Source organism: Dyadobacter sp. HNCC25DJ187, assembly GCF_056895255.1.
This window is the reverse complement of the sequence record NZ_JBXHAT010000002.1, coordinates 2,230,981-2,247,087: the sequence shown is the minus strand read 5'-3', so window position 1 is coordinate 2,247,087 and position 16,107 is coordinate 2,230,981. Positions and strand designations below refer to the sequence as shown.

The 16,107-nt window shown below is 42.0% G+C and carries 16 protein-coding genes; 6 read left to right on the top strand and 10 right to left on the bottom strand.

All coding sequences use genetic code 11. The features are described from left to right. Positions 1-23: 23 nt before the first annotated feature. On the top strand, positions 24-1,451 hold the full coding sequence (locus AC1XUE_RS20235; RefSeq protein WP_483357797.1) for an APC family permease: 1,428 nt from the start codon (positions 24-26) through the stop codon (positions 1,449-1,451). Positions 1,452-1,834: 383 nt separating this feature from the next. Here AC1XUE_RS20235 and AC1XUE_RS20230 read toward each other — a convergent pair whose 3' ends face one another. Next, positions 1,835-2,203: a hypothetical protein gene (locus AC1XUE_RS20230; RefSeq protein ID WP_483357796.1), complete on the bottom strand. Its 369-nt coding sequence runs from the start codon at positions 2,201-2,203 to the stop codon at positions 1,835-1,837. Between the two features lie 209 nt (positions 2,204-2,412). Between AC1XUE_RS20230 and AC1XUE_RS20225 the strand changes: the two genes are divergently transcribed. Beyond that, positions 2,413-3,438, top strand: a complete 1,026-nt coding sequence (locus AC1XUE_RS20225) for an acyltransferase family protein (RefSeq protein ID WP_483357795.1) — start codon at positions 2,413-2,415, stop codon at positions 3,436-3,438. 31 nt (positions 3,439-3,469) lie between these two features. Here AC1XUE_RS20225 and AC1XUE_RS20220 read toward each other — a convergent pair whose 3' ends face one another. The 7 genes from AC1XUE_RS20220 to AC1XUE_RS20190 form a co-directional block, all read right to left on the bottom strand. Then, on the bottom strand, positions 3,470-4,369 hold the full coding sequence (locus tag AC1XUE_RS20220) for a carbon-nitrogen hydrolase family protein (RefSeq protein ID WP_483357794.1): 900 nt from the start codon (positions 4,367-4,369) through the stop codon (positions 3,470-3,472). Positions 4,370-4,590: 221 nt separating this feature from the next. Then, positions 4,591-5,199: a GNAT family N-acetyltransferase gene (locus tag AC1XUE_RS20215; RefSeq protein WP_483357793.1), complete on the bottom strand. Its 609-nt coding sequence runs from the start codon at positions 5,197-5,199 to the stop codon at positions 4,591-4,593. A gap of 1 nt (position 5,200) precedes the next feature. Continuing rightward, positions 5,201-5,599, bottom strand: a complete 399-nt coding sequence (locus tag AC1XUE_RS20210) for a nuclear transport factor 2 family protein (protein ID WP_483357792.1) — start codon at positions 5,597-5,599, stop codon at positions 5,201-5,203. 41 nt (positions 5,600-5,640) lie between these two features. Further along, positions 5,641-6,054 (bottom strand): hypothetical protein, encoded by a 414-nt coding sequence (locus AC1XUE_RS20205; protein WP_483357791.1) that lies wholly within the window; start codon positions 6,052-6,054, stop codon positions 5,641-5,643. Positions 6,055-6,128: 74 nt separating this feature from the next. Next, the gene (locus AC1XUE_RS20200; protein ID WP_483357790.1) at positions 6,129-7,151 is read right to left on the bottom strand and encodes an ABC transporter ATP-binding protein; all 1,023 of its coding nucleotides are present in this window, start codon (positions 7,149-7,151) and stop codon (positions 6,129-6,131) included. Then, positions 7,148-8,197 carry a FecCD family ABC transporter permease gene (locus AC1XUE_RS20195; RefSeq protein ID WP_483357789.1) on the bottom strand — a complete coding sequence of 350 codons (1,050 nt, stop codon included), beginning with the start codon at positions 8,195-8,197 and terminating at the stop codon, positions 7,148-7,150. Before AC1XUE_RS20195 ends, AC1XUE_RS20200 begins: the two co-directional genes overlap by 4 nt. Position 8,198: 1 nt before the next feature. Further along, positions 8,199-9,398, bottom strand: a complete 1,200-nt coding sequence (locus tag AC1XUE_RS20190; RefSeq protein WP_483357788.1) for an ABC transporter substrate-binding protein — start codon at positions 9,396-9,398, stop codon at positions 8,199-8,201. Positions 9,399-9,488: 90 nt separating this feature from the next. On the opposite strand from AC1XUE_RS20190, the gene AC1XUE_RS20185 reads away from it, so the two are divergent. Both AC1XUE_RS20185 and AC1XUE_RS20180 read left to right on the top strand, forming a co-directional pair. Further along, complete coding sequence (locus AC1XUE_RS20185) at positions 9,489-10,583, top strand: ligase-associated DNA damage response exonuclease (protein ID WP_483357787.1); 1,095 nt, start codon at positions 9,489-9,491, stop codon at positions 10,581-10,583. A gap of 20 nt (positions 10,584-10,603) precedes the next feature. After that, positions 10,604-12,202, top strand: a complete 1,599-nt coding sequence (locus AC1XUE_RS20180) for an ATP-dependent DNA ligase (protein WP_483357786.1) — start codon at positions 10,604-10,606, stop codon at positions 12,200-12,202. Positions 12,203-12,356: 154 nt separating this feature from the next. Here the strand turns inward: AC1XUE_RS20180 and AC1XUE_RS20175 are convergent, their stop codons facing one another. Together AC1XUE_RS20175 and AC1XUE_RS20170 are read right to left on the bottom strand one after the other, a co-directional pair. Further along, positions 12,357-12,614 carry a type II toxin-antitoxin system VapC family toxin gene (locus AC1XUE_RS20175; RefSeq protein ID WP_483357785.1) on the bottom strand — a complete coding sequence of 86 codons (258 nt, stop codon included), beginning with the start codon at positions 12,612-12,614 and terminating at the stop codon, positions 12,357-12,359. Next, positions 12,614-12,829: a DUF2281 domain-containing protein gene (locus AC1XUE_RS20170; RefSeq protein ID WP_483357784.1), complete on the bottom strand. Its 216-nt coding sequence runs from the start codon at positions 12,827-12,829 to the stop codon at positions 12,614-12,616. Before AC1XUE_RS20170 ends, AC1XUE_RS20175 begins: the two co-directional genes overlap by 1 nt. A gap of 174 nt (positions 12,830-13,003) precedes the next feature. On the opposite strand from AC1XUE_RS20170, the gene AC1XUE_RS20165 reads away from it, so the two are divergent. Next, positions 13,004-15,466 carry a ligase-associated DNA damage response DEXH box helicase gene (locus AC1XUE_RS20165; RefSeq protein WP_483357783.1) on the top strand — a complete coding sequence of 821 codons (2,463 nt, stop codon included), beginning with the start codon at positions 13,004-13,006 and terminating at the stop codon, positions 15,464-15,466. Continuing rightward, positions 15,456-16,097: a ligase-associated DNA damage response endonuclease PdeM gene (pdeM, locus tag AC1XUE_RS20160; RefSeq protein ID WP_483357782.1), complete on the top strand. Its 642-nt coding sequence runs from the start codon at positions 15,456-15,458 to the stop codon at positions 16,095-16,097. Before AC1XUE_RS20165 ends, pdeM begins: the two co-directional genes overlap by 11 nt. Positions 16,098-16,107 lie beyond the last annotated feature (10 nt).

Sequence of the window (16,107 nt, the reverse complement as noted above, 5' to 3'; positions counted from 1 at the left end):
GACTTTTAACCTCAATTCCTTCTATGTCAACAGAAAGTAGTACAGAATCGACCTCATTCAAACCCTCCCTGGGCCTGGTAGACGCCACCATGCTTGTTGCCGGGAGTATGATCGGATCAGGGATATTCATTGTAAGTGCAGATATTACAAGAAACACCGGAAGTGTTGGCTGGCTGATGTTTGTATGGGTAATTACAGGCTTTATGACGCTTACTGCTGCCCTGAGCTACGGAGAACTCAGCGCTATGTTTCCTAAAGCGGGTGGCCAGTACGTATATCTGAAAGAGGCCTATAATCCACTGATAAGTTTTCTATACGGATGGAGCTTTTTTACTGTGATACAGACGGCCACTATTGCAGCGGTTGCAGTGGCATTTGCCAAGTTTACAGCTTATCTTATCCCCGCCATCAGTGAGGATATCGTTGCGATAGACATGGGATTTTTACAAATATCTCCGGCACAGCTGCTGTCCATTGTCGTCATTGTTTTGCTGACTTTCATTAACACAAAGGGTGTTAACGGAGGAAAGGTAATTCAAACTACATTCACGTTAACGAAGCTGCTCAGTTTGCTTGGATTGATCGTTTTCGGATTGATATTCATGAAACCTGAAGTATGGGCGGCCAACTGGGATTCTGCAACCATGTGGGATCTTCACAAACTGAATATCGATGGTAGTATCGAAACCTACACAACCATTGCTGCTCTGGGAGCGATAGCTGCGTCGATGGTAGGATCCATTTTCAGTAGCGATTCGTGGAATAACGTGACGTTCATTGCAGGAGAGATTAAAAATCCGCAAAGAAATATAGGATTAAGCCTTGCGTTGGGGACAATTATTGTGACGGTAATCTATCTGCTCACCAACATCATGTACACAGGCGTTTTGTCATTGCAGGATATTGCTGCTTCGGACAAGGACCGTGTGGGAGTAACAGCTTCTCAGGTGATTTTCGGAAGTGCCGGAACGATCATTATCGCTGTGATGATTATGATTTCAACCTTCGGATGTAACAATGGTTTGATCATGTCCGGTGCAAGAGTGTACTATTCCATGGCGAAAGATGGGCTGTTCTTTAAGAAGGTAGGTGAGTTGAATAAAAACTCGGTTCCGGAATTCGGATTGTGGATTCAATGCCTTATCGCTTCCTTGTGGGCATTGAGTGGCAAATACGGAAACCTGCTTGATATGATTTCATTTGTTGTTGTGGTATTCTATATGCTTACAATAGTTGGCATATTTATACTTCGTAAAAAACGTCCCGATGCAGCCAGGCCTTATAAAGCTTTCGGATATCCCGTGCTGCCTGTTATCTACATTATCATGGGACTGGCTTTCTGTATATTGCTCATCATTTATAAACCGGAATATACCTGGCCTGGACTGATCATCGCGTTGTTGGGAATACCGGTCTACTACATGATTGCAAAGAAGGAAATCGCAGAATAGTTTAGTTGTTATCCTGATCTTCCTGTCATAAGTGTAAATCGACTTATGACAGGAAGATTTTGTTTGTAAAGCTCATTAAAATTATTGTGAGTGATTTGTTTATCAATAAGTGACTAATGGTACTGCATAGCGTCAGAAACAGGCTTTTACAAAGCAACACGAAGTTTAAACAAACATCACCTTAACAATACTATGGAAGCGTCAAAAAAGACAGAATCATTTAAGGAGCTGATCATTCTTATCTTTTCATTTCTTTTATTTGCTCTTGTTTATGCGGAAATGAAAGCGATTTATTTTTGAGTTGTCATGTTACATATCATCATTACATACTAACAAACAAGGCCGGAGAAATCCGGCCTTGTTTGTTAGTATCCACCAGCGTATTACAATATCTGCTGTGTTTCCCTGGTACGATTGTACACTTTATATTCAGGATTGCCGATGTGCGTCTCCGAAACGTCAATTTCAACCCAGTCATGGTTTAGAGGGTGGACATAGGTACCATAATAGGTTGGATATAGCGAACTCAGCATAATGATGGAGTCGGGTTCCATGTCTATTTCTTCATGGCCGTTTTCAGTTACAGTATAATAACCCACACATAGTCCACGTGACGTTTCAAACTCAATACGTAGCCGCATGCCCTCCTGAGCACTGATTCGCGGTTCAACAGCAATTTCTTCAGTAAGATCTTCAGCTGTTCCCAGTGTTTCTTCCTGTTCGCCCAGGATATCTATATGGTCGGTATTCATAAGATTAATTTCTTTAGTTAGCTACTAAAATAATATTAAACCAAGTAACAAAATCGAGCCAACGGCTAAACGTATGTGCGCGAATTGGTGATTATTATAATGGTAACTCTTGGTTATTAAAATTTTGAATTTGTATTATGAAGACCATTTTTTGTCAATTTAATTTGATATTTTTGAACAATATTACCTCTACAATAATCAGTTGTCACTTGAAAGCACATATACCCTCTCTGGACTATTTGCGCGGATTTGCACCCATTGCAGTTTGCCTGTTTCATTTCTCCGATAAATTGGATTATTTATCAGAGTCTAATCAGTTAAAACAACTATTTAGTTACGGACATTTCGGTGTCGAAATATTTTTCATTATATCCGGCTTTGTTATTCCGTTGTCGATGTATGCAGGCAAGTATACATTGCAAAAAGTATCTACATTCATGAAAAAGAGGCTGATCAGAATAGAACCGCCATACCTGATTTGTGCTGTTCTTGCACTTTTTCTTAACTATCTGACCACCATTAGTCCTACCTACTCAGGTAAACCATTTGTACTTGATATCCCTCAATTGCTATATCATGTTGGTTATCTTAATGTCTTTGTTGACAAAGACTGGTTGAATCCGGTATTTTGGACTTTAGCTATTGAATTTCAGTATTATATACTGATCGCTTTGATCTTTCCGCTTATTAATAGTAAAAATAGCATAGTTTGGATTTTTACACTGTTGGTATTCAATCTATTATCGTACTATTCTAACCGAAATTTTGTATTTGAATTCTCGATTTATTTCACTGCTGGTATCCTACTATTCCGATATGTTACGGGTAGTCTGAACACAATGGAAATGATTTTTAGCGCAATTGTTACATTGGTATTTTTAGCAATGAAGTATACCTACACCGAAATGCTTGTTGTTGTTTTTACTTGCTTTGCAATTTTGGCTCCGGTGCGTACAACATCATTTGGTGTGTTTATCAGCAATATTTCTTTCTCTTTGTATCTCCTCCACTTTCCTGTCGGATTACGTATAATTAATCTTACCCAAAGATTTTCAAATGATGAGTTTGTCAGGCAATTGATGATTCTGGCTGCGCTGGTGATTAGTATCCTGGTATCTTATCTTTATTTCAGGTTTGTTGAAAATCCATTTAGAAAAATGTCTCAAAAAATAAAGTATAAAGAATCAGGCAATACAAAAATGATGGAGCCGGAACTGGTAGCTTCCATCCATTGATTGCACATGGGTATGTTAAAATTTTGTGAAATTAAATTTTAACTTTTGTAATAATGATTTCCTGTTCAGCCAAGGAAGTAAGAATGCGTTGGTGATCTTTGAAATTGAAAACCTGACCATTGTTTCGCACTTCTTCCAATTTACTAAAATCAAGTGAGGATATTTGCCAGCCCTCAAGCTGAGGTTCCATGGTTGCAACAATACCCTCTTCCGGTAAATCATTGTCAGGTGTGCAGTAAAAAGCAGCAAATCCATAGTTGATATCAACTGCCGGTGACCATACAGCATGGCCCACGGTTTGTGCTACGCTGGTGTATATCTGATTTTCCAGTGCGCGCGCTCTGGCCCCTATATGAACCCTTGTTGCTCCGCGAATGGTCTCTGTACAACTTGGTATTGCGATCAGGTTAGCTCCGGCGGTGCTCAAGAGCTGAGAGCCTATGCCAAATTCAACATCGTAACAAATCTGAATACCGAAGTTACCCCAATCTGTTTCGAACAAGGTCAGTTTTTTTTCACCACTCTCCATGCCCCATTCCTCATTTTCAAAACGGGTCATAAAGAATTTATCCTGATGTCCGGCCAAGCCATTCGGGGAGAAAACATGTGCACGATTCACCTTACGGCCATTATCAATGACGGGTATACTTGGGGCAATTACAGTAGTTTGGTGTTTATGAGCGAGGCTAGCAAATACTTTACAAAATTTTTCTTTGATAGAGTTAAGTTCACTCACCTGCCATTTGATATCTGACTGAATTTCTTTTGAGAATATACTTACCAGCTCCATAGCACCATATTCCGGGAAGATCAAAAGCTGAGATCCGGCTTTAGCAGCGTTGGAAATCCACTGTTCCGTGTGCATTGTCCAGGCTTCGAATGACGTGTGAGCCGTAATCGGGTATTGTGCAGCGGCTATTTTTACTTTCATATTTAATCAGATTTTCACGCAAAGAAAATAAGAAAACGCAAAGATCGCGAAAGGGCAGTATTAGCGTGAAATGACGGTTGAATGATATTGCGTACCTACGGCACTTTCAGATAATGATAAGACTTCTTCTATCTACCGATATCATGTCCCTACCAGGACTTACTGCATTGAGCGTGGTTGAATAAACTAAGATCCTGTTAGGGATGCAATTTTGGTAGACACTACACTCCATCCAAATCTTTAACCCAGAAAATCATCTTTTTTTCAGATTCTTCATCGTCACCTATATCAAGCCACCTCATCGAACTTACCAGAGAAGCTTCTTTGCTGTAGCCTCTCTTGATCCAGAATGCATCATTTGGGCGATAATCTACCGGCTTAGCGGGATGGTTTTCACTCCGTTCAACGGAACAAAAGCAAGTGAGTGAATAGCTTCCTAAACTTTGCGCGTGTGATTCGCGCTCATCGAAAAAGCGGTGGCCCAGTCCCAATCCCCGGTACGCATGAAGCAATATACTTTCACCGAAATAGAAGATCTTATCCACGTCACGACCTGCATCTAAGAATGGTTTCTGAACTTCGTCTGTCTCGTCTGCCAGTGGAATGCAAGTCGTTGCGCCAACCATTTTATCTCCATCATACACTGCAAAGACCAATGCATATTCTGAATTGGAATATATTTTCAGATATTCTTTTTCGTACGACACCGAGCCTTCGTACAGATAGGGGAAATCATGAAAAACTGTGATCCGCAACTGAGCCAGGTCATTAAACAGAGATTCAATTTCTCTCCCTTTTTTGGTTACAAAATTCAGATTGTCTTGCTTCATATTATGATACAAGGCTTATCCACAATGGGAGATTATAATAGGTTGTAACCCTACTGATTTTACCATCCTTTACTTGCAGGAATGCAGCTGCAGGCAACACATAGGATTGTCCGTGTGCTTCGGGAAGCCCTTCTTCTCCTTTTTTGTAAATCCCGTTCACCGTAAATTCTGCGGCAACCCGACTGTTACCAAGTTCGCTGAAAAGAACCATGTCTGTCAGTGTTTCCTGATAGGAAGTATCCATGATCTTCAGAAATTCGGTGAATTTGTCAATACCAATACGTGGGTCCCCCTGGTTAGGTTCATGACGGATATCTTCATGAATTAAGCCAAGCATCCCTTCCCAGTTTTGATTATTGAAATGGTTATAGTATTCTCTTACGATATCGATAGCAATCATTATTCTATAGGTTTTGATTAATTATGACATATATAGCAGGATCAGATTCCTGCACCAAATGGTGCTTTTACAAATTTTACCTGTCCACTACCATCTTTTTCATATACAGCCAGGCAGTTCTGTTTAAATGCTACGCCGAAGTTTGGCTCAGCAGGAACTAATGTCTTCGGGGCAGGTTGGTTTTCCTGGAAAAAATATACTTTGGTCGAACCGTATTTGGTATAAGGCATCATGTCACCATATTGCTGCATCTCTTCCCATGGATTTCCCTGAACCGTAACCGCATAAATGCGAACGATAGGGCCGGTATTGTTCTCATTTCGGTATTCAGCCGTTTGCCTGAAATTACCTTTCAGATCCGAAGTGGTGGGTTGGGAAAATGAATCGTACAGGATGTAACCGATCAGTAATGCAAATCCGGCCCCGAAGATATATTTGAATTTTCTGTTAAGCATAAGATGAATAGTATTCCAATGCAACGTCTTGTATCACTTTCGGGTTTCCGCGAATGCTAAAATGCAACAAATATTTAACTGATAAATCTGCGCATTTCAGCAAGTAAAATAGCAATGGAAGGAGCGGAGAAGGCTTCGATACCTTCATCAAATAGTGTCCAGGATATCTGCTGGTCATTGTTTGAAATACTGATTTGTAACTTGCTTTTATCATTCGCTGTCACAGATATGCCCTCCCTTTGTAAAGCTCTCTTCGTCCAAAAAACAAGGTGCTGTAGTCCAAGCAGAGAAACTTCGGCTCTGGGCGTCTTTTGATAGATATTAAAGCCTCCTGTGTTTTTATCAAAGTAAAACCCCGGTTTGGCAAAAGCACCTTCGAAACTGCCATTCAATACCATATCTTCCGGCGTGCCAGTCAGAAGAGATCCATTTTTTTTCATCAGCCAAAGCCGGTCTGCAGCTTGTAAGGCAAGATCCAGTTCGTGGGTGGAAAGCAGTATAGCTTTATGGTGATGTCGGGCCAGATTATGTAGCAATTGCATAATTTCAACCCGGCTTGGTAAATCAAGATGTGCGGTGGGCTCATCAAGCAAAATCAAATCTGTATCCTGCGCGAGCGCTCTGGCGAGCATCACCTTTTGTCTTTCCCCATCGCTCAGGTTATTCATTTTTTGCAGTCTGAATACAGTGGTTTCAGTTGCTTCTAATGCCCATTCTACTTGTTTTTTATCTGTATCTGATAATTTTCCTAGCCAGCCTGTATAGGGAATGCGTCCTAATCCAACTACTTCCTGAACACTAAGGTTACCTACTTCAATACGTTCTGTTAATACCAGACTGAGCTGACGTGCTAATGCAGCTGCATCAATAGTAGACAATGCTTCACCATTTATTTCTATTGAGCCGGTAAGGGCAGGCTGTAGGCCGGACAGAGTTTTCATTAATGTGGATTTCCCGGCTCCGTTGGGCCCGAGCAGGCACACCATTTCGCCCTTGTACAGCTCTAGAGAAAGGGATGTACCCACTAATTTAACCGACTTGTTTTTCAGTTTGTAGCCGACCGAAAGATCAATAGCTTTGATAACAGGCTGGTTCATGAGAAAGATGATCGTAGATTATTACGGCTTATAATCACCCAGATGACCACAGGAGCGCCAAGTAAGGAAGTAACCACATTGATTGGAAGTACAGTTTGGGTTCCCGGCATTTGCGCAATGATGTCGCAAAGAAGTACAAGTATAGTTCCTGTAAGGCAAACACCCGGAATAAGTATCCGGTGATCAGAAGTGCCCATTAATGAACGTGTGATATGCGGCACAGCAATACCAATAAAGCCGATCGGGCCGCAAAAAGCGGTAATACTACCTGTTAATATACTGGTGCTGGCCAGGATGATCAGGCGGGTTCTGCTGATCGTGAGCCCCATGCTTCTTGCATAATTTTCACCCAGCAAAAGTCCGTTTAATGCTTTTGAAGAGATGAATGATATAGAAAGGCCAAGCACAACTACAGCGGTGAGCACATATAAATGATGTTGTGTTACGCCACCCAAAGAACCGAAAGTCCACATAATGTATTCCTGCAATTGTTCTGGCTGACTGAAATATTGCCAGATACTAATTACGGAGAGTGTAATCGTACCAATCATCACCCCCACAATAAGGAGTATGACATTGTCACGGATTCTGCCGGCGATCAGTAATATCACAGACAATACCAAAGCTGAGCCCAGGGAAGCCATCACGATGATAAGCCAGCTTCCTGAAACGCCGAGCTGGCGAATGGCATAGATACTGGCACTGCTGCCACTCGCCAGCATCACTGCCGCAACACCCAGCCCTGCGCCGGCTGTTATTCCCAGCTCAGAAGGTCCTGCCAACGGATTACGAAAAAGTGTTTGCATCTGAAGCCCGCTCACTGACAATCCACAGCCCACAAGTACGGCTGTTAGTGCTTTTGGTAAACGTATCTTTTCAATGATGAATACCCACGCTATGTTGTCAACATCCTGGCCGATAAGTATCCCGATGATCTGACTGAATGGTATCTGTACAGACCCCAGCATAATATCCAGTGCAAAGAAGCACACTGCCAGACAGAAGAGTCCGCTCAATATGGCTTTATGTGAAACGGTCTGCTGCATGTTATTTTAATTGCTTATAATAAACAAGTTTGTGTTGGGGAAGAAGTTCAGGATGGAAGATGCTGATCAGATCAGCCAGTACTACATCAGGCTCAACATTTCCGTTTTCGAAAAAATCATTGGATCCACGTGCATTCACCCGGTTGTTATAACTAAAGATGTTTCCGTTTTTAAATGCTTTAAAATCACTGTAGCGCTTATCCTGAGCCAGAATGCTGCTTTTAGTATCATGGGGATCAAAACCGACATTCATCCAAAAGTCGGCAGTGAGCGCTACCGGATACACCGTCTCAAAACTGAGAGGAATGCTACCTGCATCAGAAGTTGACTTCCAGGGGAAATTTCCACCTGCGTCTTTGAAGAACTGTGCCATGTAGCTGTTGCCGTTAGGTATATACCATACATCTTTCGTATTTAATCCTGAGAGAATGATCGGTTTTTTTGTAACTACGGAAGCCCGGTGAACCAGTTCTTTATAACGTTGCTCGGTTTCCAGAAATTTGCGGTTTACCAATTCTTCCTTGTTGAGCAGAGCAGCCATTAGCTTTACCCATTCTGCACGTGCCAGTGGCGTTTTTTCAACCCATTCAGAATTGAAAATAACAGGAATACCAGCCTCGGAAAGTAACGAATAGTGTTCCTTCACCGACCCGGGACTGCCTGTTGTCATAAGTAAATCAGGATGCATGGTGATCAGTTTCTCTTCATTGATGCCTTGGTCTTTACCAATTTCAGTAATCTTTTCAGCTTCTATCCTATTAATGACTTTCGGAGAAAATACATATTGAAGACTACTTAGTCCTGAGAGTATTTTTTCAGAATCCATATAGGAAAGTAATCCTATATGCATAGAAGACGTAAGTGCCAGGCTCCGTACTGGAATTTGAATGATTGTAGCTTTCTTCGCAATTTGAGGTATGGCTGTTCCGCGCTGTACTAGTACATATAGGGTCGTATCCGCCGATCTCTCAAACGGATTCATAATTTTCACTACTTTATAGTTTTGAAAATAGTCAATAGTGAAGCCGCGTGCATGTCTGATAGAGACTTTCTCTTTAAAAGAGTCGGAATTAACAGCTTCCGAATCCTGCAAAGCGGAATCGGAGGAACCTGACCGGCAACCTTGTACAATAATCAGCAAGTAGAGTACGAGCGTAACCGGACGATATATGTATCCCTTCATCGCAGAAATTTCAGACATAATTTGAAGATGCCGCAAAAGTAGTAAGAATTAAAAGGAAAGGGTTCAATATCGATGTTTTAGCTGGCATAGTTTTAATTAATCTGCTGTATGCCAATACCTCTTTTACAATTTACCGGAAAAAGTATTTATTGTGCGCAGGCTGATGTGCATATAGATCCCTGGATACCTGTGGACCGGGCAATTATCACACATGCGCATAGCGATCATGCCCGCTGGGGAAGCAAACATTATCTTTCTCATAAGCATAGCGAAGCGATTTTACGTCTGCGGCTTGGGCAGGATATTTCACTACAAACAGTGGAGTACGGTGATAAGACTATCATAAACGGCGTTACCTTCTCATTACATCCTGCCGGTCATATTATCGGCTCCGCTCAGGTTAGGGTAGAATACAAGGGTGAGGTTTGGGTCGCTAGTGGTGACTATAAACTGGAGGATGACGGATTCTCAGCCCCTTTTGAACCAGTGAAATGTAATGTATTTATTACTGAATCCACATTTGGATTGCCAATTTACAAATGGCAGCCTCAACAGGAAATCTTCTCCGAAATTGATAACTGGTTTGCGCAGAACAAAAGAGAAGATAAAGCCAGTATTTTGATGGGCTATTCATTGGGGAAAATGCAGCGGATTTTGAAAGGAATTCAGTTGCCCGATGAACCGATTTATGCGCATGGAGCTATTTATATATTGAATGAAAAATTACGTGAAGCAGGGCACGATCTTCCTGAACTTACATTGGTTACAAAGGAAACAGATAAGAAACTGTTCCGGGGCTCGCTGGTTCTTGCTCCCCCGTCAGTAGATAGCAGCACCTGGATCAGAAAATTCAATCCTTATTCCCTCGGGTACTGCTCAGGTTGGATGGCTTTACGTGGAGCAAAAAACCGCAGGGCCGTTGACCAGGGTTTTATATTGAGTGACCATGTCGACTGGCCGGATCTGAATACCGCTGTGGTGGAATCCGGAGCAGAGAAGGTGTATGTCACACATGGATATACCAGTATTTTTTCAAGATGGTTGAATGAAAATGGTATCGAAGCAGGTGAAGTAACTACGATGTATGGAAATGAAGAGGAAACGGAAGATAAGGCAACGGGTGAAGGGCCGGAATCAGAAGGCATTGAAAATAAAAAAGACATGTCGCCAATCCCGGACGATCCGGATCTTAAATTAAGCTAATGCCTAACTGACAAAGCTGGATGAAACAATTTGCTGAACTTTTCATGAACCTGGACCGAACCAATAAAACCAATGCAAAGGTTGAGTTGATGAAGAATTATTTTCTTTCTGCCTCAGACGACGACAAACTCTGGGCGCTGACTCTATTCGCTGGCAGGAGGCCATCGTTTAAGGTAAACCGTACCATGGTGAAGGAGTGGGCGGCAGCAGAAGCAAATATCCCCATGTGGCTGTTTCAGGAAAGCTATCAGAGTGTAGGGGATTTAGGGGAGACGATTTCACTGGTTCTGCCAAGGACGGAAACAACTTCCTCGGATAAATCGCTCACTGAATGGTTCCATTATCTAAGCATGCTACCTGGCATGACCGATGAGGAAAAGCACGATCATATCATTCAGGCATGGATGCAATTGTCACAGCATGAAACATTTGTTTTCAATAAGCTGTTAATGGGCAGTTTTAGAATTGGAGTGTCACAAACACTGGTTGTGCGGGCATTAGCCGAAGCCACATCAACCGATTCTAATGTGATCGCACACCGCGTGATGGGACAGTGGGATCCCTCAACAACTACTTTTGAACAGCTTATTCTGAATGAAGGCGAGAATGACAATGCATCAAGGCCTTATCCGTTTTTCCTGGCCTATCCTATTGAAGGTGATGTATCGGGATTGGGAAATCCGGAAGACTGGTTTGTAGAATGGAAATGGGATGGAATCCGTTCACAGATTATTTACAGGAACAGCGAACTGTTTATATGGACAAGAGGTGAGGAATTATCTACAGACAAATTTCCAGAACTGCATTTTCTTGCCGGCGTACTGCCCGATGGGACTGTTCTGGATGGTGAGATAGTGAGTTATCTGGATGGAAAGCCCATGCCTTTCAACGTACTGCAAACGCGTATAGGACGGAAAAATTTATCCAAAAAAGTATTAGAGGAAGCTCCGGTAGCTTTTCTGGCTTACGATATCCTGGAAGTAAATGGTGCTGACGCACGAAGCATGACCCAATTTCAGAGACGGGTTGAACTTGAAAAGCTGGTTCAAAGTATGCCGGTGCAAAATGTTTTTAATCTCTCGCGCCTGGTGGATTTTAAAGCATGGGACGATTTACACACGCTACATCCTACTTCGCGCGAAAATATTGCCGAAGGTTTTATGATCAAACGAAAAAGTGGAACATATCAGGTAGGACGTAAAAAAGGCGATTGGTGGAAATGGAAGATTGATCCCCTGAGTATTGACGCCGTTCTGATTTACGCACAAAAAGGATCGGGTAGAAGAGCGGAGCTTTTCACAGATTATACCTTTGCTGTATGGGGTGAGGATGGGAAGCTGGTCCCTTTTGCAAAAGCTTATTCGGGTCTTACAGATGTGGAAATCGGGCAGGTTGATTACTTTATCAAGAGAAATGTGATTGAAAAATTTGGTCCGGTTCGAACAGTGAAACCGGAACTTGTATTTGAAATAGGTTTTGAAGGGATTAATGAATCCTCGAGGCATAAATCAGGTATTGCTGTACGTTTTCCCAGAATTCTAAGATGGCGAAAAGATAAAAAAGCGTCTGAAGCAGATACTTTGGAGAGTTTGAAGGGGATCCTGGAAGTTTATAAGTGAATTTTAATTAACAAATCACCATATTATTTCAACCAGTTCTATACACTTATTAAACTTTTCGTCCGCAGAAAGAAGTTTAAGTTTATCGGCATATGCAGCCGCAAGAATAAGGCTGTCGAAAGGATCTCGATGATTGTCATGCAATGGAATCGTATCATAAGCTTCCAGATGTTCCAGGAAATCGGTAGCAGTGTCGCAGGCCTATGTTTTCAATTTCAGTAACATAATCGGCAATCGGCTTCGTCAGTTCCAGCTTCCCTATTTTCTTCTTAATAACTATTTCGAAAATGGAAGCAGTACTTACAAAACAAGCCAAATCAACGTTAGATATAATTGCATGAACTTCGTTAGACAAACGATTTTCTTCGTCCAAAGCCCATAGTATTACATGTGTGTCTAGTAAAAATGCCATCACATGTAATCCTTTAAATCCTCGATTGGATCATCAAAATCATCAGCCATTTTGATCGTTCCTCTCATCGTTCCAAGTGTTCGCTTTCTAATAGAGTGTGCACTTTCAATTTCCTCAATAAATGTCACCAGGACCTTACTTTTTTTTGTAATGGGGGGAGATTCTTTAAAAATCACATGTCCGTTTTCGTATGTCCCTTCAATAGTTGTCATCATTGTCATCTCGATAATGGTCTTATCAAATATACTAACTTTGTAAGAATTAGTTCATATTCAGGGGTTTTAAACTAAGTCATTAAATATGAATACGGGAATTAGATTGATCTAGCATAATTGTTGCATATCTTCTTAATTATTTATTCTACAACAACAATCCATTCCGAATTATCCTTGACAAAATCCCGCGGACATATCATTGTTGAGCAATGGTTTAAATCGAAAAACTGGAAATGGGCCGCTTTTCAAAAGGAAGCTGCTGCTGCTTATCTTTCAGGGAAAAGTGGGTTGGTCAATGCGCCAACGGGAAGCGGGAAAACTTACTCGCTATGGATTCCCTTTTTGATTCGCTATATCAATTCTTTACCCGAAAATCCTGCAAAAAGAACTAAAGGTTTACAAATTTTGTGGGTGACGCCCCTGCGGGCCCTTTCAAAAGATCTTTTCAGGAATATGGAGGTGGCGGCGCTGGAAATGAATCTGAATTTACGGATCGGCGTTCGTTCGGGAGATACCAGTACCAAGGAAAGAGCCAGCCAGAAAAAGCAGATGCCCGAAGCGTTGCTGATCACCCCGGAAAGCCTTCATCTTCTATTTGCTCAGAAGGGCAGCTCTGAGACTTTTAAAAACCTCCATACTATTGTTGTAGATGAATGGCATGAGTTGATGGGAAGTAAGCGTGGTACGCAAACTGAGCTGGCCATAGCCAGGCTGAGAACGATCAACCCGCATTTACAAACTTGGGGGATATCTGCAACGATCGGGAACCTGGAAGAAGCAAAGACAGTACTTATGGGAATGGATGCAGTTGAGGAAGATGCTGTGATTATCAAATCCAAAACGGAAAAGAAAATTATTGTTGAAAGTATCCTCCCGGAGAAAGTGGAAACGCTTCCCTGGGCAGGTTACATGGGGACAAAATTGGTGGACTACGTCGTCCGGATCGTTAATAAAAGTAAAACGACTTTAATCTTCACCAATACACGCGCCCAGGCCGAAGTATGGTACCGTACTGTGATTGACAAGTATCCTGAATTTGCAGGAATCATGGCGCTTCATCATGCCTCATTAGATCGCAATGTGCGTGATTGGGTTGAAGAAGCATTGCATCAGGAAAGATTAAAACTGGTGATCTGTACGGCTAGTTTGGATTTGGGTGTAGATTTTCGCCCGGTTGATACTGTTGTTCAGGTAGGTAGCCCCAAAAGTATTGCCAGGTTTATCCAGCGCGCCGGTAGGAGCGGGCATAGGCCAGGCGTAGCCAGTAAGATTTATTTTTGTCCGACAAACGCATTGGAGCTTATAGAAGCCGTATCTCTGCGTGATGGTGTAGAACAGAAAATGATTGAAGACCGCCCGCCGGTCATTCATGCCTTTGATGTTTTGGCGCAATGGATGATTACCCTTGCCGTTGGTGAAGGTTTTGAGGAACAGCAACTGTTTCAGGAAGTCAGGAATTGCTATGGTTATCAGTTTATCAACCGGCAGGAGTGGGAGTGGTTGCTGGGATATATTACGACGGGAAGTCCGTCGCTGGAAGTTTATGACGAATACAAAAAAGTCGAAAGAATAGATGGCCGATATATGGTAACCAGTCGGAGGATTGCTCACAGGCACATGCTGAATATGGGTACTATTGTTTCAGATACTGTTTTGAAAGTGAAATTTCAGCACGGAAAATACATTGGTTCGATAGAAGAAACATTTGCGACCCGCATGAAGGCCGGAGATACTTTCTATTTTGGCGGCATGAGTCTGGAATTTATCCGCATCCATGAAATGACGGTAACCGTGAAAAAAGCGGAGGGGAAGAAAGCATTTTTAATAAGATGGGCCGGAAGCCGTATGGCATTATCTTCTCAACTATCGACTTTTATACGCGACAGAATAGATACTGCACTCGAAAACCCAATGGATGAAAAAGAACTCAGCAAACTCAAACCGCTCCTGGAACTTCAAAAAGAGCGCTCACTGATTCCCAAAAAAGAGGAACTGCTCATCGAACAATGTGAAACGCGTGAGGGATATCACATTTTCATTTTTCCGTTTGAAGGCCGTCTGGTTCATGAAGGTATGGCTATTATTCTTGCTTACCGGATCAGTAAATTATCACCGATCACATTTTCGCTTGCCATGAACGATTATGGTTTCGAATTGCTGAGTGACCAATATGTAGATCTTGAAAAGGTGATGAAGCAGATCGACCTCTTTTCAACCGAACATTTAGTCGATGATATATACCAAAGTGTGAACGCAACTGAAATGGCGAAGCGTAAATTTCGTGAAATTTCTGCCATAGCCGGACTGATGTTTCAGGGTTATCCCGGTAAGTTTGTCAAAACGAAACATTTACAAGCTTCAAGCGCACTACTTTTTACGGTGATGAGCAAATATGAAGAGAATAATCTTCTGGTAAACCAGGCTTATCAGGAAGTATTAACTTATCAACTGGAAGAAGTACGTATGCGGACAGCGCTGGCGCGGATCAAAACGCAGGAAATCGTTGTTAAGCAAACAAAGAAACCTACGCCGCTTTCGTTCCCTATTATGGTAGACCGTTTGCGCGAGCAATTAACTTCTGAAAAACTGGAAGACAGGATTCAGAAAATGATCAAACAGTACAGTGATGGAGATTGAAATTAGGGAAAATCATTTTATACTACTTCCACAAAAAGCCGTTTTCTGGCATGAAACACAAACCTTACTGATCGGCGATCTGCATCTGGGGAAAATCACACACTTTCGGAAAGAAGGCATTGCTGTTCCAAATGTTGCCGCAGATAATAACTTTGAAAGACTTAACCAGATTGTCCAGCATACCGGTGCAACTCGGATCATTTTTCTGGGGGATCTTTTTCATAGCAAGTACAATACGGAGTGGGAAACCTTCCGGGAATGGAGATCTCAACACTTTTATATTGAAATGATCATTGTGATCGGCAATCATGATGTGCTGCCTATAACGATGTTTCTAGAAGCAGATCTGCAGGTGTTTGTCAACGACTTTGAAGAAGGAGAGTTCGTATTTACACACCATCCTAAAGTTGATCCGGAGGATTCTAAATTTGTGTTTGCCGGCCATGTGCATCCGGTTTTTACAACATATGGAAAGGGAAGGCAGAGTTTGAGACTACCTTGTTTTGTGATTGACCGTAACCAGGCCATCCTGCCCAGTTTTGGAGTATTCACCGGTGGCTTTCAAATGAACCTGGTAGAGAACAGGAAAATTTATATTACCACAGAACAGAAAGTTTTTTCGGTATGCTAATGTGCTGTCG

Bases quoted from the DNA above. Each gene is read 5' to 3' on its own strand.
- AC1XUE_RS20235 (WP_483357797.1), top strand. From the start codon at position 24: ATGTCAACAGAAAGTAGTACAGAATCGACCTCATTCAAACCCTCCCTG.
- AC1XUE_RS20230 (WP_483357796.1), bottom strand. From the start codon at position 2,203: ATGAATACCGACCATATAGATATCCTGGGCGAACAGGAAGAAACACTG.
- AC1XUE_RS20220 (WP_483357794.1), bottom strand. From the start codon at position 4,369: ATGAAAGTAAAAATAGCCGCTGCACAATACCCGATTACGGCTCACACG.
- AC1XUE_RS20215 (WP_483357793.1), bottom strand. From the start codon at position 5,199: ATGAAGCAAGACAATCTGAATTTTGTAACCAAAAAAGGGAGAGAAATT.
- AC1XUE_RS20210 (WP_483357792.1), bottom strand. From the start codon at position 5,599: ATGATTGCTATCGATATCGTAAGAGAATACTATAACCATTTCAATAAT.
- AC1XUE_RS20205 (WP_483357791.1), bottom strand. From the start codon at position 6,054: ATGCTTAACAGAAAATTCAAATATATCTTCGGGGCCGGATTTGCATTA.
- AC1XUE_RS20200 (WP_483357790.1), bottom strand. From the start codon at position 7,151: ATGAACCAGCCTGTTATCAAAGCTATTGATCTTTCGGTCGGCTACAAA.
- AC1XUE_RS20195 (WP_483357789.1), bottom strand. From the start codon at position 8,197: ATGCAGCAGACCGTTTCACATAAAGCCATATTGAGCGGACTCTTCTGT.
- AC1XUE_RS20190 (WP_483357788.1), bottom strand. From the start codon at position 9,398: ATGTCTGAAATTTCTGCGATGAAGGGATACATATATCGTCCGGTTACG.
- AC1XUE_RS20185 (WP_483357787.1), top strand. From the start codon at position 9,489: ATGCCAATACCTCTTTTACAATTTACCGGAAAAAGTATTTATTGTGCG.
- AC1XUE_RS20180 (WP_483357786.1), top strand. From the start codon at position 10,604: ATGAAACAATTTGCTGAACTTTTCATGAACCTGGACCGAACCAATAAA.
- AC1XUE_RS20175 (WP_483357785.1), bottom strand. From the start codon at position 12,614: ATGGCATTTTTACTAGACACACATGTAATACTATGGGCTTTGGACGAA.
- AC1XUE_RS20170 (WP_483357784.1), bottom strand. From the start codon at position 12,829: ATGATGACAACTATTGAAGGGACATACGAAAACGGACATGTGATTTTT.
- pdeM (WP_483357782.1), top strand. From the start codon at position 15,456: ATGGAGATTGAAATTAGGGAAAATCATTTTATACTACTTCCACAAAAA.